The organism is Catenibacillus scindens (genome assembly GCF_014202115.1).
Lineage (GTDB): Bacteria > Bacillota > Clostridia > Lachnospirales > Lachnospiraceae > Catenibacillus > Catenibacillus scindens.
The window spans coordinates 41,942-60,552 of the sequence record NZ_JACHFW010000018.1; the positions used below are offsets into that span (position 1 = coordinate 41,942).

The 18,611-nt window shown below is 45.9% G+C and carries 17 protein-coding genes, 1 tRNA gene and 1 rRNA gene; 11 read left to right on the forward strand and 8 right to left on the reverse strand.

Features of this window, described 5'->3' with window-relative positions; translation table 11 throughout:
• The first annotated feature begins 161 nt into the window (after positions 1 to 161).
• The 5 genes from HNP82_RS15875 to HNP82_RS15895 all read left to right on the forward strand — a co-directional run bounded on the left by HNP82_RS15875 (position 162) and on the right by HNP82_RS15895 (position 8,713).
• A complete protein-coding gene (locus HNP82_RS15875; protein WP_183776299.1) occupies positions 162 to 2,819 on the forward strand; it encodes a hypothetical protein in 2,658 nt (885 codons plus the stop codon).
• A gap of 5 nt (positions 2,820 to 2,824) precedes the next feature.
• Positions 2,825 to 4,453 carry an ABC transporter substrate-binding protein gene (locus HNP82_RS15880; RefSeq protein WP_183776301.1) on the forward strand — a complete coding sequence of 543 codons (1,629 nt, stop codon included), beginning with the start codon at positions 2,825 to 2,827 and terminating at the stop codon, positions 4,451 to 4,453.
• A gap of 198 nt (positions 4,454 to 4,651) precedes the next feature.
• Entirely contained in the window at positions 4,652 to 5,665 is a 1,014-nt protein-coding gene (locus HNP82_RS15885; RefSeq protein WP_183776303.1) for an alpha/beta hydrolase, read from the forward strand.
• Between the two features lie 84 nt (positions 5,666 to 5,749).
• Complete coding sequence (gene arfA, locus HNP82_RS18525; protein WP_183776305.1) at positions 5,750 to 7,258, forward strand: arabinosylfuranosidase ArfA; 1,509 nt, start codon at positions 5,750 to 5,752, stop codon at positions 7,256 to 7,258.
• A gap of 162 nt (positions 7,259 to 7,420) precedes the next feature.
• Positions 7,421 to 8,713: an ATP-binding protein gene (locus HNP82_RS15895; RefSeq protein WP_183776307.1), complete on the forward strand. Its 1,293-nt coding sequence runs from the start codon at positions 7,421 to 7,423 to the stop codon at positions 8,711 to 8,713.
• A gap of 94 nt (positions 8,714 to 8,807) precedes the next feature.
• On the opposite strand, the gene HNP82_RS18530 is transcribed toward HNP82_RS15895, so the two are convergent.
• Together HNP82_RS18530 and HNP82_RS15905 are read right to left on the reverse strand one after the other, a co-directional pair.
• The gene (locus HNP82_RS18530; RefSeq protein ID WP_330599669.1) at positions 8,808 to 9,071 is read right to left on the reverse strand and encodes a DUF3502 domain-containing protein; all 264 of its coding nucleotides are present in this window, start codon (positions 9,069 to 9,071) and stop codon (positions 8,808 to 8,810) included.
• A 94-nt stretch (positions 9,072 to 9,165) separates the two neighbouring features.
• Positions 9,166 to 9,492 carry an extracellular solute-binding protein gene (locus HNP82_RS15905; protein WP_183776310.1) on the reverse strand — a complete coding sequence of 109 codons (327 nt, stop codon included), beginning with the start codon at positions 9,490 to 9,492 and terminating at the stop codon, positions 9,166 to 9,168.
• A gap of 1 nt (position 9,493) precedes the next feature.
• On the opposite strand from HNP82_RS15905, the gene HNP82_RS15910 reads away from it, so the two are divergent.
• On the forward strand, positions 9,494 to 9,667 hold the full coding sequence (locus HNP82_RS15910; protein ID WP_183776311.1) for a hypothetical protein: 174 nt from the start codon (positions 9,494 to 9,496) through the stop codon (positions 9,665 to 9,667).
• 95 nt (positions 9,668 to 9,762) lie between these two features.
• Here the strand turns inward: HNP82_RS15910 and HNP82_RS15915 are convergent, their stop codons facing one another.
• From HNP82_RS15915 to HNP82_RS15940, 6 genes are all read right to left on the reverse strand, one after another.
• Positions 9,763 to 11,439 (reverse strand): CocE/NonD family hydrolase, encoded by a 1,677-nt coding sequence (locus HNP82_RS15915; protein ID WP_183776312.1) that lies wholly within the window; start codon positions 11,437 to 11,439, stop codon positions 9,763 to 9,765.
• Positions 11,440 to 11,443: 4 nt separating this feature from the next.
• Positions 11,444 to 11,743 carry an AtuA-related protein gene (locus HNP82_RS15920; protein WP_183776313.1) on the reverse strand — a complete coding sequence of 100 codons (300 nt, stop codon included), beginning with the start codon at positions 11,741 to 11,743 and terminating at the stop codon, positions 11,444 to 11,446.
• A gap of 5 nt (positions 11,744 to 11,748) precedes the next feature.
• Positions 11,749 to 13,098, reverse strand: coding sequence for an acyclic terpene utilization AtuA family protein (locus tag HNP82_RS15925; protein ID WP_183776314.1), 1,350 nt, complete (start codon positions 13,096 to 13,098; stop codon positions 11,749 to 11,751).
• Between the two features lie 555 nt (positions 13,099 to 13,653).
• A complete protein-coding gene (locus tag HNP82_RS15930; protein ID WP_243164820.1) occupies positions 13,654 to 14,280 on the reverse strand; it encodes a TlpA family protein disulfide reductase in 627 nt (208 codons plus the stop codon).
• Positions 14,270 to 15,157, reverse strand: a complete 888-nt coding sequence (locus HNP82_RS15935) for a 4Fe-4S binding protein (RefSeq protein WP_183776318.1) — start codon at positions 15,155 to 15,157, stop codon at positions 14,270 to 14,272. The genes HNP82_RS15930 and HNP82_RS15935 overlap by 11 nt, the downstream gene beginning before the upstream one ends.
• Positions 15,150 to 15,290: a CD1871A family CXXC motif-containing protein gene (locus tag HNP82_RS15940; RefSeq protein WP_183776320.1), complete on the reverse strand. Its 141-nt coding sequence runs from the start codon at positions 15,288 to 15,290 to the stop codon at positions 15,150 to 15,152. The genes HNP82_RS15935 and HNP82_RS15940 overlap by 8 nt, the downstream gene beginning before the upstream one ends.
• A 148-nt stretch (positions 15,291 to 15,438) precedes the next feature.
• Between HNP82_RS15940 and HNP82_RS15945 the strand changes: the two genes are divergently transcribed.
• The 5 genes from HNP82_RS15945 to HNP82_RS15965 all read left to right on the forward strand — a co-directional run.
• Positions 15,439 to 16,128, forward strand: coding sequence for a CatA-like O-acetyltransferase (locus HNP82_RS15945; RefSeq protein WP_183776322.1), 690 nt, complete (start codon positions 15,439 to 15,441; stop codon positions 16,126 to 16,128).
• A complete protein-coding gene (locus tag HNP82_RS15950; protein ID WP_183776324.1) occupies positions 16,106 to 16,948 on the forward strand; it encodes a fumarate hydratase in 843 nt (280 codons plus the stop codon). The genes HNP82_RS15945 and HNP82_RS15950 overlap by 23 nt, the downstream gene beginning before the upstream one ends.
• Before the next feature lie 108 nt (positions 16,949 to 17,056).
• On the forward strand, positions 17,057 to 17,614 hold the full coding sequence (locus tag HNP82_RS15955; RefSeq protein WP_183776326.1) for a Fe-S-containing hydro-lyase: 558 nt from the start codon (positions 17,057 to 17,059) through the stop codon (positions 17,612 to 17,614).
• 305 nt (positions 17,615 to 17,919) lie between these two features.
• Positions 17,920 to 18,007 (forward strand) — tRNA-Ser (locus HNP82_RS15960).
• Positions 18,008 to 18,516: 509 nt separating this feature from the next.
• Positions 18,517 to 18,611 (forward strand): 16S ribosomal RNA (locus HNP82_RS15965); the annotation flags it as partial.

Genomic DNA, 18,611 nt, shown 5'->3' on the forward strand with positions numbered 1-18,611 from the left:
AAGATAAAAATATAGTTTTTAACTAAAAAGTCGTCTGAAACAGGCGGCTTTTTGTTATAGGTCTCAAAAGCAGCGTAAATCAGTAAATAAACTGACAGTACAGGATGAGACGATAAAAAGATAATTTTCTATAATGATAAAAAACGAAAGGGAGGGATTTTTTGGATCGAATATTAAAAGAACTGGATTCAGGCAGCGGAGAAAAATATTTGATGCCCTTTTTTGACTTTGCGGAGGGGACGGATAGGGCGACTGTTCGAAAAAGGCTGGAAATGCTGAAAAGTATGGGAATCGAGAGCATGCTTGGCAGTCCCCGAAGCGCAGAATACATGGGATGGGCCTTTTGGCAGGATATGGATATTATGGTTGAAGAATTACAGAGGCTGGATATGACTTTCTGGATTCAGGATGAGCAGACATATCCTACAGGACAGGCCAACGGCTGGATACTTCGCCGATATCCTCAGCACAGAAAATTGCTTGTTGACCGCAGGTATGTTGACGCGGTGGGGCCGTTGCCGGGAGCCTCTTTTCCGGTGGCATGCTGGATGAATCCCAATAATATTAAAGATCTTGTGACTTTAATCTGCAATGAACCGGATGATGGGGAATATGGAGGGGCAGCGGGGAACACGGTCCGTATGAAAAGTTTTATTCAGAATATTCCGGATAATGAGCTTCTTCATGTAGTTGCCTGGAGAAAAGACGGTTCCACAGGAGAATTGCTGGGAGACGGTGTTGATCTGACGGAGAATGTGAAAGACGGCTGGCTGTACTGGGATGTGCCGGAGGGAATATGGAGCATATTTATTATTTTCCGCACCTATCGCTGCCGCAGAAACCGGGATTATTTTAATATTATGGACAGGGATTCGGTAAAAGTTCTGATCGAAGCCTTGTATGAACCTATGTATGACAGATATCATGATATTTTCGGAACGACTTTCAGAGGATTTTTCAGTGATGAAACAGAATTTGGCAATATGCCTGGCTTTAATCTCCACAGAAATGAAAGCAGCGCTATTGGAAAAGTGAAGGATCCTCTGCCATGGTGCCGGGAACTGGAACAGCGGCTGGATCAGACTATGGATGGAGCATGGAAAAATCTCCTGCCCCTTTTATGGGAAAAAGGACCTGAAAAGCCGATGTCTCTCATTCGGTTTACCTATATGGATCTTGCGACTCAGCTTGTGCAGAAAAATTTTTCCCAGCAGATCGGAACATGGTGTCGGGAACATGGCTGTATGTATATCGGACATTTTGTAGAGGATGCGGGAAATCATGCCCGTCTGGGCGCCGGCGCCGGACATTTTTTCAGAGCTGAGTATGGAATGGACATGGCAGGAATCGATGTGGTAGAAAATCAGATCCTTCCCGGCCATGATTATCATGTATATAACTGGGGACATGGCGAATACAGCGGAACAGAGTTTACCTATGCCCTTGCCAAATTGGGAGCCTCAGCGTCTCATATTGATCCCAAAAAGAAGGGAAGAACCATGTGCGAGGCCTTTGCCGCCTATGACAGCGGACATGGGTTGAGAGATTTTAAATGTGTTGTGGATAATTTAATGAGTCGGGGTGTTAATTATATTATGCCTAATTTCGGACTGGCTCCCGATGCCTTTGGACCTTTGATGGAACATCGGATTTTTCCGCAAATGACAAAATATATGACCCGCATATGCCGTCTGCATCAGGAGGGCATACATATTGCCCCTGTAGCTGTTTTGTATCACGGTGAAGCGGAATGGGCCGGGAACTATATGCCCATGCACGAACCGCTGAAAGTGCTGGCTCAGTCCCAGATCGACTGTGATATTTTGCCTATGGATGTCTTTTGTTATCCTGAAAGATATGAAACACAGGTCAGAGGCCGTAAATTATATGTTAATAAAGAAGAGTATCACGCATTAGTGATTCCGACAGTTGAATTTATGACGTCAGCCTATGTCCGCACTCTGGCAGCACTGGATTTACCGATATATTTTATTGATAAACTTCCGGAGCATATCATTGATGCTGATGACAGTGAACTGGATACATTATCAGATTGTTCTGTTGTTTCTCTGGATGGCCTGGGATATGCCCTTGAGCAATGGGCGGATATTTCTTTATCCTCTCCGGTTCCTGGATTAAGATATTATCATTACCGCCGCCGGGAATTGGACAGCTATATGTTTTTTCAGGAAGATCCCTGGCATGAGGCAGAAACGGACATTTTCTTTAAAGATCACAGACCTTGCGTGCTTTATGATGCTTTAGAGGGAAAATATTACAGAGCAGAACCGTTAAAAACAGAAAGGGGGACACAGATTCATTTAAAATTAAGGCCTCTGCAGACGCTATTTGTGTTTTTTGGCGATGTGGATGATATAGAAACTGTGCCGCCGATTGAGATTGAAGCGACGGTGGAACCGGAGTTATTCTGGACGGTGGCTGTTGCCGAGGGAAGCCGGTACCCGGAATTTGGTCCCGCAAAACCTCTGGATACACTGAAAAATATGGGGGCAGCCGATGGACTTCAGGAATTTAACGGAACGCTGAGATACGAAACAGAATTTTTATGGGATGGAAAACCTGCGCTGATTGATCTGGGGCACGCGGATGAAATGGCAGAGATTTGGCTGAACGGACAGTTTATAGGCAGAAAGTTTCTGTCACCCTATATTTTTGATTTGTCAGATGCCCTGGTCAAAGGCAAGAATCATTTAATTGTGGATATTTCAGCGCCTCCCAGAAATCAGGACAGTCAGAATACTGTATATACGCCGTATGGATTAATGGGGCCGGTAAAATTTTTATATACAAGGGGGTAAATAATATGTTAAAACAGGGACGTAAATGGATTGCTGCGGCGTTGGCCGTTTCATTATTATCAGCAGCCGCATTGGGATGCGGGAGTGGCGAAGGCCAGAGTTCATCGTCCGCAGGTTCCGGACAGACTTCTGGAAATGAGGAAAATGGGACAGCAGCATCATCGGAAATGGATTCTGCGCCAGATGAGTCTGAGGAAAATGCCGCGGCGGAAGATACAGCGGAAGTAACTATGGCTTTTTTTACGGCTGTAGAACCCAGCCAGGATGAATTGCAGGCTGTTGAGGATGCAATCAACGCAATTTCTGAAAGCCAGATTAATGTTCATGTGGATATGCTCCCGATCGCTATTGGAAACTATGACCAGCAGATTAATCTGATGGTTGCCGGCGGTGAAAAACTGGATCTGATGGCGACCTTCTTTGCCGGTTCATCGTCTTTTACATCTATGCAGGCACAGAACCAGTGTATGCCTCTCAATGACCTTATGGATGAGTATGGTCAGGATATCGCTGCGCTCTTTGATGAGGATATTTTTGATGCCTGTTCTAAAGATGGGGAACTCCTTGGAGTACCTATGTATAAAGATAATGTGAGCAATGTTTATTTGTCCATGCGCACGGATATTCTTGAGGAACTGGGATTGACAGAAAAAGCTCAGGAGATCAAATCCATGGCGGATCTTGAGGAGATATACACGGCAGTTGTGGAAAATACCGATTTGATTCCCATAGCGTCATCGAGAGCAGCAGGACCGCTCCATGCCTTTAACGTGTTGTTTACAGGAAACTTTGAGGACGGCATTGTTTTTTCAAAGATGGCCAATGACTATATTGGAACATTATCTACCGATCCGGATAAGGTTGTGAATCTTTACAGTACACCGGAATATAAGGCTTCCGTAGAATTAGTAAAAGACTGGTATGATAAAGGTTTTGTATATAAAGATTCAGAGACAAGCACAGACAGCAACTATACACAGATTGCCAGCGGCAAGTTTTTCAGTACATTCTTTGCGGCAGAGAATGCCACAAAAATTTCAACCATCGCCAGCTGCGAGTATGATATGACGACTATAGAACTTTTTTCAAAACCCCTGGAATCGTCATCTTATAATACGAACACATGGGTTATTCCTGTGACAGCCCGGGAGCCGGAGGCGGCTATGGAGTTTTTAAATCTGATGTATACCAACAAAGAGATTGTAGATCTTTTAAACTACGGGATCGAAGGGACTGATTACGTGGTCAAAGAGGATGGCACCTATGGCTATCCGGAAGGTCTGGATTCAACAACGGTTAAGTATCATATAGACATGACATGGCTTTTCGGTAATCAATATCTGGCAGGCGTGTGGGAAGGGGATGCGCCGGATACCCGGGAGATCAGCAAAGAGATCAATGAAAAAGCGGTCCGTTCCGAGAATTTTGGCTTTGCTTCGGATGTGTCCCAGTTTGGCACAGAAATTGCCGGAATCACCAGCGCGGTTAATGAATTTGTAGGCGGACTTCAGAACGGAACAGCCGATGTGGACGCTTCACTGGAAGCATTAAATGAAAAGCTGACCGCTGCAGGTATGGATACTGTTGTGGAAAGCGTTCAGCAGCAATTTGACCAGTGGAAAGCAGGAAAATAAAAATTGTAAACAGGAAAATAAAAATCATAAAGAATAGAAATGGTCAGTCACATATAAAGGAGACTGACCACTTTCTATGTAACAAGCCCTTCTTAATTTTAGGAAAATTTACCGATAGCTGTTTTTAAGTACGCGAGTGTTGATAATCATTCCTTTAACGAATATAATAAAACAAAGGTATACTTGGAGGTGTAAGAAATGCGTTTAAGTGATTCTGTAAAGATTTTGCCTGTTTGGGGAAAGGTGATTCCCGGAAATACCGGAGATCCTAAAAAGAACGTGATGCCGGTAGATGAAAGTCTGATCATGGAGGATATATTTAAAAAGTATCCCGGTGTCTGGGATAAAAGTTGTGACGAACTGGGAGATATGAAGGGAAATGCCACCATGGTATGGCGTCAGGAAGTTTTAGACGGGTACGCCAAAGAAACGATGTCGGACGTGCCCTTTCTTGTACCCTATATTGTACCGGACAGTGATAAATGTGTTATTGCCTGCCCGGGAGGCGCATATTTGTTCAAATCCATGGATTCAGAAGGAGAAGATATTGCCGCGTTTTTGAACGAGGCAGGCATCAGCTGCTTTGTTTTGTGGTACAGGACTTATCCTTACCATGCGCCGTTGATGTATCTTGACTGCCAGAGGGCTGTGCGTTATGTACGCCATCATGCGGCCGAATATCATATTGACCCGGACAAGATTGCCACAGTGGGTTTTTCTGCGGGGGGAAATCTGTGCGGCGTCGAGGCTCTTTGTTTTGGCAATGATCCTGTAAAATATCCGGGATATGTGCCGGACGATATTGATCATGAGAAAGGGCTGCCCAACGCTGTCGCTATGTGTTATCCCGCTGTGTCCTTGGAGGACGATAAGGCCACGGCATGTATTGCCGGGGAAGATGTGTACCGGGATAAGTCACGCCGCCAGGCTTTTGCGGCCCGGTATGACATGCGTACCCATCTGTCACCGGATACGCCGCCTATGTTTTTATGTAATTGTATGGATGATGACGTCCTTCCCCCGATGCGTCTGGCAGAGCTGGCCGGAAAATGCCGGGAACAGGGAATCGATTGTGAACTGCACATTTTTCCTAAAGGCGGACATGGCTTTGGCGGCTGCGTGGAACGGCCAAATCCTTTTATGAATCCGGATTATTCGTCTGTGTCCCAGTGGAAAGAATTATTCATTCATTGGCTGAATCGGGTGTTGTAAATTTCCGGGAGCGCGAAGCGCGGAGCAATCCGTGTCTCATGCCCATTTGTCGGGCAACTCATAATATACAGGAGGGTTTTCAATATGAAAAAAGCAAAACTAACCGTGGACAGAGATTTTTCAAAAGCAAAACTTGATGAAAGAATTTACGGCTCTTTTATTGAACATCTGGGGCGGGCGGTGTATGGTGGGATTTATCAGCCGGGACATCCGTCTGCCGATGAAGAAGGTTTCCGGAAGGATGTCATAAATCTTGTCAAAGCCTTAAATGTTTCTGTGGTGCGTTATCCCGGAGGAAACTTTGTTTCATCTTATCGCTGGGAGGATGGGATCGGTCCGGTGAGCCAGCGTCCGAAGCGTCTGGATTTGGCCTGGAAAAGCCTTGAAACCAATGAGGTGGGCGTCCATGAATTTGCCCACTGGTGCAAAAAGGCGGGGACACAGGCCATGATGTCGCTGAATCTGGGAACCCGGGGGGTTGCTGAGGCATGTGACCTGCTGGAATACTGCAATCATCCTTCGGGTACATATTTGAGTGATTTGCGGATAAAAAATGGAGAAAAAGAACCCTTTGGCTTCAGATTATGGTGCCTTGGGAATGAAATGGACGGGCCATGGCAGATTGGCCACAAAACCATGGATGAGTATGGGCGTCTGGCCTCTGAAACCGGGAGGGCTATGAAAGTCATTGATCCGTCCATTGAGCTGGTTGCCTGCGGAAGTTCAAATCTCCTGATGCCCACATTTCCTCAGTGGGAAGCCACAGTTCTGGAACATGCCTATGACGAAGTGGATTATATTTCCCTTCATCAATACTATGGCAACAAAGACAATGACAGTGAAGACTTTCTCGCCCTTTCTGATGATATGGATCAGTTTATCCGCTCTGTCATCGCTGCCTGCGATTTTGTCAAGGCGAAGAAGCGGAGTCGGAAGTATATAAATCTAAGTTTTGATGAATGGAATGTATGGTTTCATTCCGGGGAGCAGGATAAGGATACGATAGAAAATCACCCATGGCAGCAGGCGCCAGCCCTTCTTGAGGACATTTACACCTTTGAAGACGCTCTTCTTGTAGGGCTTATGCTGATCACATTGATGAAACACGGTGATCGGGTAAAAATTGCCTGTATGGCCCAGTTGGTCAATGTTATTGCGCCGATCATGGCCGAAAAAGATGGAGGAGCATGGTGCCAGACAATTTTTTATCCTTTTATGCACGCCTCCGTTTTCGGCCGGGGGACTGTTCTTGAACCGGTACTTGTTTCAGACTGCCACGATACATCCCATCATGAAGATGTCACTGATGTGGAGGCTGTAGCTTTATATCATGAGGAAGCCGGGGAAATCACTGTTTTTGCCGTCAACAGAAATCTCAGTGATGATGTGGAATTTACCATGGATCTGAGGGGCTTTAGCCCGGTGATCTTTCTGGAGCATATTGTTATGGAGAATGAAAACCTGAAAGCTGTCAACGGGCCGGACAATCCTCAGGTGACGCCTGCAGTTCGCAGGGATGTAGATAATGACCATGGCAAAGCCGTATGCCTGCTTAAAAGGGCTTCCTGGAATGTATTCCGTTTTCAGGTGTAAAAAGGCCAATTTAAGCAGTGGCTGCATTCTTTTTGGAAAAATGTGATTTTTCGGCTGAATTTTTTAGGAAAAATGTGCGTAAATAGCTTCTGAAAACCCGGAAAAATGTGTTATACTTTTTAAGACAGAAAATGTGAACTTATTATATGAGGGGATGATCCAATGAAGCGAAATGCAATTTCAGATTTAGTTCAGTGGAAAAATAATCCGGAGCATAAACCTCTCGTGATCAGAGGTGCCCGTCAGGTGGGAAAAACATGGCTGATGAAGGAATTTGGCAAAAACTTCTATAAAAATTTTGTTTATTTCAATTTTGATGAGGAAGATGATCTGAAATCTGTTTTTGAGACAAATAAAAATCCTCAGCGGATTATAGAACTCCTTTCACTGATCGCCGGGGAGAAGATTTTTCCGGAGGAAACACTGATCGTTTTTGATGAAATTCAGGAATGTCCTCAAGCCTTGAATACGCTTAAATATTTTAAGGAAAAAGCCCATGAGTATCATGTCATGGCGGCGGGAAGCCTTTTAGGGACACTTCTGGCGCAGCCGAAATCCTATCCGGTGGGAATGGTTAATCTGCTGGATCTGTATCCTGTGTGCTTTGACGAGTTTCTTGAAGCTGTTGATCCCGGGCTTTTTGCTTATTATGAGAGTATACAAAAGGATCAGCAGATTGAAGAAATTTTCCATAACCGCTTAATGGAAAACTATAATAATTATCTGATTATTGGCGGTATGCCGGAATGTGTGGTCTCATGGGTCAATTATAAAGATCCGTCAAAAGTTTCCCAGATACAGCGGGAACTTATTGAAATTTATGAAAATGATTTTTCCAAGCACAATGGAAAAGTCAACAGCGGACGCATTTTGATGGTTTTTCGCAGTATTGTTTCCCAGCTTGCCAAAGCAAATGAGAAATTCATTTATGGTGCTGTCCGGCAAGGCGGCAGAGCAAGGGACTTTGAAGAAGCCATTGAATGGCTTGTGTCGGCGGGGATGCTTAATCGCGTCTATAATGTCTCCAGAATGGAACATCCATTGTCTGCCTTTGATAAGCTCGATCAGTTTAAGCTCTTTCTATTTGATACAGGATTACTTAAACATATGGCCGGCATTGACAACAGCGCGATCCTTTTGAAAAGTGATTATCAATTTAAAGGGCCCCTGACTGAAAATTATGTTTTGCAGCAGCTTCGCGGACAATTTGAAGTCGCTCCCCATTATTTTTCGGATAAACACGGGGAGATTGATTTTGTGCTGCAAAACGGCACGGAGATTATTCCTGTCGAAGTAAAGGGCGGTGAAGATAAGTCCGCGCCGACTTTTAAGCGATATATTGCTGAGAAGCATCCAAAACATGCCATTCGTTTTTCAAAGAGGGGATACCGCAGGGATGGAGAGATAACGAATATCCCCCTTTATCTTGCGGGAAAACTTAAAGAATTACTGTGAAAAAAGGAGTGGCCCGGGCAGGAAGATTTGATTCTTCCCGTCCGGGCCGTTCCAAAATATAAGGTAATTGAGAAAGATAAAGAAGTAAGCTTTTTTAGTTCTGCTGGGCCAGCCATTCATCTAACTGGCGCTGAGCCTGGTCAATAATCTTCTGAGCGCCGGATTCATCCAGCCTTTCAATAAATTTTGGGAGTTCAGTCCCGGGGTCTATTGTTCCATATTCTAATGCGAATTTATACTCTGCTATAACATTGGATACTGCGGTGATTTCATTTTGAACCGTTGTCGTATCCAGAGCGAAACCGAGATAAGGAGAAATTTCTGAATTGTTCATAGCTTCTAACTGACGTTCTCTCATATCCGGGGATGTTCCAACCCAGGGGTAAATCGCGAAATTGTCGCCATAGAGGAAGTCCACAGCATGGTACTGGCAGGATGTGGCGTCCTGGCCTTCAACATATGATGGTGGTTGCGTTGACCAGGTCGCCAAGTTTATCTTTAATGTCTGTTCCGTACTCGTCCAGAAGATCATCCAGTGGTAGTAACTGATTCTGGGAACTCATAGCGCTGAATGTTGCGGAACCGCCGGGAAAAGTGGCAACCACATCAAGCTGCTCATTGCTGGTGATCATAAGATTGAGCTGCTGCGCATAGCTTCCGATTTCAATAGGGTTTAATGAAACGTGGACGCCGATTTCCGGCTCGGTGATGGCATTGATGGCGTCCTCTACCCCCTGGGCGCCAGTCTGGGTTATCGTACCCATAATGGGATACATCATAATGATTTCTTCGATTTCCCCATCTGCTGCAGACGCTGATTCGGAACTGTTATCGGAAGCTGCTGTACTGCTGTCAGAGTTTGTGTCAGATGCCGTACTCGCGGAAGAACTGTTGCTTTCGTTATTCCCGCACCCCGTGACTGCTGCAGCAATCATGCTTAAAGATAATAAATAAGCTGCGATTCTTTTTACTTTTATTTGGTAAACCTCCCATAGAATAAATGGTTTGACCGGGCCTGGGAAAGCCATTTTCTAAGTCCCGGAGTTATATTATTGATCGCACACCGGTATATTTAACACCGACGGCATATCTTTTCCGCTGTAAATGGTCTGAACCGCTTTTTTCGTCTTGTCCTGGAGCGCCCAAACACCCGGATAATTACTGTGGGCACAGTACTGTGGAAAATCAGACGAGGAAATATCCAGACGGATGCGGGAACCTTTCTTCACTTCCCAGGCAATATCCCACGTCTCAATATTTACTTTGACGATTTCGTCCGGCGTGTAGGTCTGACGGTGGCCGGAGTGGCCGCGGTAGGCCAGGGTAGTAATGCCGGAGCGGATATTGTAGGCGTCCCCGTTCTCAAAAACCTCCATAACTTTCATGGAAAACGCTGTATCTTCCGCGTCGGAGCTGACATAAAGATCCGCGCTGATCTTACCAAGAATCAGAGTGTTTTCCTCAAAAGGCTCAGAGATAAAGGAAAGGACATCTTCCCGGTATCTGGGTTTTGGCTGCTTTAAGCTGCCAACAGCGTTATGGCTGGCAAAACAGGATTCTGCGCCGTGGGACGGCACCGGATTCTCAGGATCGTAAACAAAGGAAGACGTGTGAGTCTCCGGCGCGTTTTTGGAAAGAGCGTTGAGGGCCGTATCCAGGTAGAATTTTTCGCAGCGGTCTGCCTGGGGCCATTGATCGGCGTTAAGCCATTGATCTCTTCCCACGATATATAAGGATACACCGCCTTTGGGGTGTTTTTTCTCTTTTAGTAAGTTTTGGGCCCATTCAAGAACCGGGCGGATGATCTCACCCTTGTCATTGTGGCAGGTATGTCCCTCAAGAGCGCAGAACATACCGTGATTCCACGGGCCAATGCGCACCATGGTGTTGGCTTTAATATCCTCCGGCATATCAAAATAGCCGGAAAGGGCGCTGCCAAGGTGGTGATCATACCAGCCGTCCTCAATGACTACAGGAACTTTCACCTTTGTGGGATTTGTCCTAAGGATGCTCCAGAAGCCTTTCTGCCAGTAATCATCTGTAAAATCTGTGTGGGAGATCATATCTTGGTACCAGGGAAGAGATACTCCCCAAAGATCTTCATCCACATGGATTTGCGGGCGGTACTTACAGGATTCAATGAGATCCGCGTGGAGTTCTTTTCCCGTATTTCCCATGGACCAGGCGGTGAGGATGTCTTGGCGGAAAAGGCCGTCGTTATAGGCAGAGGCGAAGCGGTTAGTGCCATAGACGGACAGGTACATTCCCTTCACCTTTTCAGGGAGCTGGTCAATAATGGCCCAGCCGGTCAGGGCCAGGTAAGACGCCCCGAAAAATCCTATGCTTTCCACCCAGGGCTGCTCATTGAGCCAGTGGATGGCGTCAATGCCGTCGCTGCGTTCGTTGACGTTGGGCTCCCATACGCCTTCAGAACCGCCGGTGCCTCGTGAATACTGAACCACATAGCCATATCCCCGGCGGGCAAGTTCCCTGCCGTAATATTCATAAAATACCTGATCGCCAGGATAACAGCTTCGCTGGAAAAGTACAGGCAGCGGTTCCACACCGTGGGGTCTGTAAATACAGGTTTTCATCCTTACGCCGTCACGGACAGGAACCATGATCTCTTCATAGTCGATCTGAGATTCCTCAAACAGGGCCGGAATCTGGGAAAATTCATCTCTGTATTTTGCTAAACGGCTCTGTACATAATCTTCTGGTCCCACAGATTTATACCTCCATTTCTAAAAGGGCAAAGCCCAAAGCCTTTCCGTGCATATCAACCGCCAGAGAGCGGGTGACGCCGCCGCCGAGAGCGTCCTCCATGACAAAATTTAAAGCGTGGATGTTGGGAAGTTCATAGCGGGTCACTTTTCCATGGACAATCTCTTTAAAATAGTCTTTCACGGCCTGGGCGGTGACCTTTTCCTTAATCATGGGAAAATCTTCCGGCTTGTAGGCGATAACGGAGATGACGGATATGTTTCCCTTATCACCGGTTCTTGAGTGAGCGATTTCTCTCAGTTTCATATGATTTACACCTCCATAAAATCCACATGAACATGGATGTCGTCTCTTGGAACAAGGATTGACGCAATAGATATAATCTTTCGCACGGATTTTGTGGCGCCGCCGCCGCCGGCAGGTCCGTTGGTGTAGAGTGCTTCCACCTCATCTCCGATAATGTGGGCATTTTTTTCATCTTTAGTCCGGGCTGCTACTCTCAGCCGCACCTCTGCGGGAGGAGCCGCAGTGATGTGATTGCTGATCTGCTGACGGTATAAGGAATTGACGCCCATTTCATCAATACGGAGTTCCTCATATTGACAGGTATCTATTTCAAGACGCCGGCGTATGATCTCGCCGGCCAGGCGGGCCCGTATCAGAGCGGTGCTTCCGCCGTAACTTATCTGGCCTTCACCGATATAGCAGTCCTGATAGCCGATGCTGACTTTATACATGCCATTATGCTCTTTCCCGGTAACGCCGTGGATGCTGACCCGGTCCGGACCTTCCTGGCGGACGCTGACCTGAGAAAAATCGGCAGTGCAGTCGGGAGTGAAATAGTTGGCCGGGTCCTGAAGCTCATAGACGATCTGTTCTTTGCAGGTCATCTCGCTGACGATGCCGCCGGTGCCGTCCAACTTGGTAATGACCAGGCTGCCGTCCTGAGAAAATTCCGCGATTGGAAAGCCCAGATTCCACAGGTCAGGAACGTCTTTCACGCCGGGGTCACAGAAGTAACCGCCGGTGACCTGGCCGGCGCACTCCAGAAGATGGCCTGCGATAGTTGCCTTCCCCAACATATCATAGTTGTCGAAGGAGTACCCAAATTCATAGATCAGAGGGCCTACAACAAGGGCAGGATCAGCCACACGCCCGGTAATAATAATATCTGCTCCGCCTTCCAGAGCCTTGACAATTCCTTCGGCGCCGATATAGGCGTTGGCTGAAATTTTGGCACCGTCCAGATCTTTCAGGGGACGGCCAGTCTCAATAACTGTGCAGTTTTCGTATTGATCCAGCCGGTCAAAAATATCATCCCCGGTCACCGCAGCGAGCTTCAGTGAGCGAAGACCTTTCTGCCGGGCCATGTCCGCCGCTTTTTTCATGGCGGATAGTGGATTGGCTGCGCCCATGTTGGTAATGACTTTGACCGGATGATTTTTCAGGGCGTCTAAGACATGGTCCATGCGAAGTTCAAAAAGATCATTATATCCTTTATCCGGATCCTTCATCTTCCTGAGCTGGGCCAGAGCAATGGTTCGCTCCGCCAGACATTCAAAAATAATATAATCCAGATTCCCCCGCTCTATCAGATCAATAGCTGGTTCAATCCGGTCGCCGCCGTAGCCAGCGCCGGAACCGATACGGATGGTTTTCATAAGATTCCCCTTTTCTTATAATATAATGTAACTATTCAGCCATGCATCTTGGATTCCCGCAGCTAACGCTGCTTTACCGCCGCTTGTGCGGCTGAATCCTCGATGATGGCTAAACGCCATATGTCTGGTTTAATAAAAATCCTCTGCAAGTAAACTTGCGCCGTATTTTTATTAAACCAGCCGCATGGCTGAATAGTTACTAATAAATAATGATAACTGTGAGAGCGCGGCGGCACATATTACAGATGGCCGTGACGAACTCAGTCTCTTTTTCATGCTCTGTCAGCTTATTATTGGCACCTGATCAAGTAGAACGTTATACTTGATTTCTGAATAAAGTATAACGTTCTACTTAACAAAAGTCAATGATAATTAAAAAGATTTTCTTTTTTTGGAAATTTTGTATGATTAGGACTGGGAAAAATTGGTGAAGATGCCTATCAGGAAGTAATCGTTAGGATTCTTGAGGGTAAATTCCTGATGTCAGGTAAAAATCCTGGGTTTTGAAAAAAGAAAAATCGTCACCTGGCAATCAAGTGACGATTTCCGTTTGAGTTATAGCCCCAACTCTTCTTTATAATGTTCGTACATAGTATCCGCGTCGGAAGCGCCGTAAGAACCATAGACAATATAGCCCTCCTCATCGACGATGAGGGTGAGGGGAATGGAATATGTGGGATAGAGGCTGGAAGCGGCAAGGTCTTCATCAATAGCGATGTTAAATGTGTAGTCATTTTCTTCCGCAAAATCCCGGACGTCTGCTTCGCTGTCGCCGCAGTTTACGGCAAGAATGACAAAATCATCGGGATATTCTTCGTAAAGGCGCTGGAAGGCGGGCATCTCCTGAACGCAGGGACCGCACCAGGTGGCCCAGAAATTCAGAAGAACTTTCTTGCCCTGAAAATCTGATAATTTTACAGTTTCACCGCTGATCAGGGTGACTTCAAAGTCTGTAGCCAGGACTTTTTCTTCGCTTTCTTCTGTATCCCCGCCGCTGTCCACGCCGGAGGTGCTGTCTGAGGCTTCGGAATCTGAGAGGTTATCGGAAGGACTTGTATCCCCGGTACTCTCAGAAGTCTGGGTGGCGGTATCGCTCAAAGCCCGGTCATTGCCGCAGGCGGACAGGAGGAATGCTGTCAGGACGGCAAAAATAAACAAATACTTTAAACACTTATTTTTCATTGTATTTCCTTTCTTGTTTAAGATGTTGAGGTTTTCTTTCCCGGCGAATATGTTTCCAATGAATGGCATCAAAGCTGCAGACATTCCGACAGGAACCGCATTGGATACATTCTTTATCGCCGACGGTTTTTATATCCATGAGACAATGGCGGACGCATTGTCCGCAGTGGGTACATTTATTCTCATCGACGGTTATGCCGAAAATGGATATTTTGGCAAAAAGAGAATAAATGGCGCCCAGAGGGCAGAGAAAGCGGCAAAAACTGCGGTAAATAAAGCAGGCACTTCCTATAATAAAGATGAGGACCAGAACCTTCCATGAGAAAAGGAATCCGGCCGCAGATCTCAATGAAGGATTGGCGATGACCAGAGTTAATCCGCCTTCCAGTGTGCCTGCCGGGCATATGTATTTACAGAATGCAGGCAGGGGATAGCCGCTTGTAAAAGCAAAATACAGGGGAATATAGATGACAAATAGTACCCCAATAATATATTTTAAATAAGATAGAATATGCGTGATTTTATTCTTTTTTATCTTTGGCAGAGGAATTTTATGGAGCAATTCCTGAATCAATCCGAAGGGACACAAAAAACCGCAGATCAGACGTCCTAAAAACAGTCCGGCAAGGATCAGGAAACCAAGGATGTAAAAAGGAAAACGGCTGGGAGCGTTGTTCAATGCGTTTTGCAGCGTTCCGAGGGGACAGGCGGCAATAGCTCCTGGACAAGAATAGCAGTTTAATCCCGGAACACATAATCCCTTGGCTTTTCCCTGATAAATGGAGCCCTTGCCAAATCCTTTTAAATTAGCGTTATAAATGAGCGCGCTGGCAAGCTGGATCAGTTTTCGTTTTGTAGGAAAAGATAGCCTACCCAATACCGATACACTCCAGACAAATGCGGATCGCTTTCAGCCATGTGGTGTGCAGATCCCCCTGGATCACGCCAGCGCAAAGAAAAACCACAGCTATAAGGCTCAAAACAATCCTTCCTATATTTTTTTTCATCATAAGCCCTCCAAAATCGTTGTGAAGCAGTGACAGTTCAACACCATCCCCCGGATATCTGAACTGTTATCCATTATAATAATTCGGCGTTGTAAAGTCCAGAAGAATCGTGTAAAATGATACGTGTTTAGAAAAAAGAGGTGGATTTTAATTGCAATACATTGACTTGGAAACATGGCCGAGAAAAAGTCTGGTGGAAAAATATTCAACTTATGTTTTTCCTTATATAAATATAGGCGCTCAGATCGACGTGACAAAGCTTTATGATTACGCGAAACGGAATCATATTTCTTTTTACTGTGCCATGATTTACGGCGCTACCAAAATTGCCTTGGAAATAGAAAATTTTAAATACCGTCTTGTGGACGGCAAGCCGGTCATTTGTGATTCTCTGACGCCGGTATTCACATATCTTCCCAAAGGTGAAGAACAATTTTATGTAGTGGAGCAGCCTTTTGAAGAGGATATGCTCTCTTTCTGCGAAAAGGCGAAGACCACCGCTGAGGCTTTGACAGCCCAAAAAGAGCATTCTTTTATGTACGGCGCCGGGGAGACGGAGATCCTTTATATTTCATGTATTCCCTGGATCAATTATACTCATTTTGTCCGGACGATCGAGGATGCGTCAAAGGACAATGTTCCCCGGATCTCATGGGGCAAGTATGTCCGAGACAGAGACGGAAGGCTGATGATGTCCTTTTCTGTCCAGGTGCATCACGCGCTGATGGACGGATATCATGTGGGCATGTATTTTGAAAAACTGGAAGCATGGCTAAGCAGCATTCCAGAGCAGACTTCAGGAAAGGATGGTATTTCTGATGAGAGAAGTACAGTGCAGTGAAATTACAGACGTGATCCGGGACATGTGTATTGAAGCGACACATTTTCTCTCGGAGGATATGAAATGCGCTTTAGAGGATGGAGTTAGAAAGGAAAAGTCCTCTCTCGGAAAACAGGTTTTGGAATCCTTGGAGGAAAATCTTAAAATTGCCGGGGAAGATATGATCCCGATCTGCCAGGACACCGGAATGGCGGTAGTATTTATGGAAGTAGGACAGGATGTCCATATTGTAGGCGGATCACTGGAGGAGGCTATTAATGAAGGGGTTCGCCGGGGATATGTGGAAGGTTTTTTGAGAAAATCGGTTGTCAAAGATCCGCTTCACAGGGAAAATACAAAAGATAATACACCGGCCATTATTCATTATTCTATTGTTCCAGGAAGCCGCGTAAAGGTCACGTTGGCCCCGAAAGGTTTTGGCAGCGAAAATATGAGCCGTATTGTCATGCTTAAACCTGCCGATGGTATTGAAGGCGTTAAAAAGGTGATTCTGGATACCGTTGACGCGGCCGGGCCCAACGCCTGTCCGCCGATGGTGGTTGGCGTTGGCATCGGCGGAGATTTTGAAAAATGCGCGCTGATGGCAAAACACGCGCTGACCCGTCCGGTGGGACAGCATTCGCCGATTCCTTATGTGAGCCAGCTTGAGGAAGAGATGCTGGGGAAAATCAACCAATTAGGAATCGGTCCCGGCGGTCTTGGCGGGACAGTCACAGCCTTTGCCGTAAATATAGAAACTTATCCCACACATATTGCAGGACTTCCGGTGGCTGTAAATATATGCTGTCATGTCAATAGGCATTGTGTACGGGAAATTTAAAATGTAAATTTTTATTGCTGGGTTTGCAGCAAATAGCGCAGGCTCAGTTTAAGATTCAGCTACGGGTTCCGGGCATGTGCCGGATAGCCATAAATAAGAGGTGAGATCATGAATAGAATTATACACGCGCCGGTGATCCAGGAGGAGATTGAGCAGTTAAGATCCGGAGATTATGTGTATATCACTGGGAAAATATATACTGCCAGGGACGCTGCCCATCTCCGTATGTATACAGCCATGGAGCAGGGGGACGCTTTGCCCCTGTCCCTAAAAGATAACATTATTTATTATATGGGCCCCAGTCCGGCCAGGGAAGGGCGTCCCATCGGTTCTGCAGGGCCTACAACAAGCAGCCGTATGGATAAGTATGCGCCGCTGCTTCTGGACCGTGGTCTTAAAGGAATGATCGGAAAGGGACGCCGTTCACAGGCAGTTACAGATGCTATTGTGCGCAATAAAGGTGTATATTTTGCGGCTGTTGGCGGCGCGGGGGCTCTGCTGTCCAAAGCGATAAAAAAATCTACAGTTATTGCCTATGAAGATCTGGGAACGGAAGCGATCCGGGAGCTTGAAGTGGAAAACTTCCCGGCCATTGTGGTGATCGACAGCCAAGGGAATAATCTTTACGATGAGGTAGTGAAAGAATACCGCACCTATCCAGATTAGCGGTGACAGAGAGACTGTGGAAGAATATAACGGTTCCAGCCTTGCCTTTTCTAATGCAGCGGCGTGTATGCGCTAACCTGCGGTTGGCGTCCCCCCCTCTTTGTCTGTGAGCTGGCGTTCGAGCCGTCAGGAATGGGCGGGCAATCCTTATTTATGCATGTAAAAACTATCCTGCCTATGACTGACGGCTGGACTGTTAAAAAAGGGAAAAAAATTCGTAAAATACCATTGACAAAAACAAACACTTTAGTTATAATTGTCAATGCAGCTAAGCGCTGTGGCAATTTCATAAGTTTTATGAATTCGGAGAAATACTCAAGAGGCCGAAGAGGCGCCCCTGCTAAGGGTGTAGGTCGGGCAACCGGCGCGAGGGTTCAAATCCCTCTTTCTCCGCTTTGCAAATTTTACAATTTATAATATTTGAGACTGCGTCAGACGGAATGTCCGGCGCAAGTTTGCTGATAAGGGGAAATTGCTCCGCTGGGAAGTGATTGAGCGTAATTCACAAAATCAAGAAAAAATAAAAAAGTTGTTGACATTTGCAAATATATGTGCTATTATATCACAGCTGTCTGCGAAAAGCAGAACAGAAAAAACATCTTCTGAAAAAGAAGATGAAAAAAATAGAAAAAAGTACTTGACAAACACTGGAAAGTATGATAATCTATTAAAGCTGCTTGAGAGAGCAGTTGTGAAAAACCGACAGAACATTGATAATTAAACAATAAAACAATCCCGAAAATTCACAAAAATTTTGATGAACATCGCAGATGATTGTCGAAATGCCCGAAACTCTGAGCGAAAGATTGTGAAGAGTGCCGGGGAGCGAATTTCAAAGAACAAAAACCAAAGTAAAGAACGGGAATAATGACAGCTAGTTGTTGTTCTGGTTCAGGAGATTTAAACATGAGAGTTTGATCCTGGCTCAGGATGAACGCTGGCGGCGTGCTTAACACATGCAAGTCGAACGAAGCAGTTTCAAAGAAGCCTTCGGGCG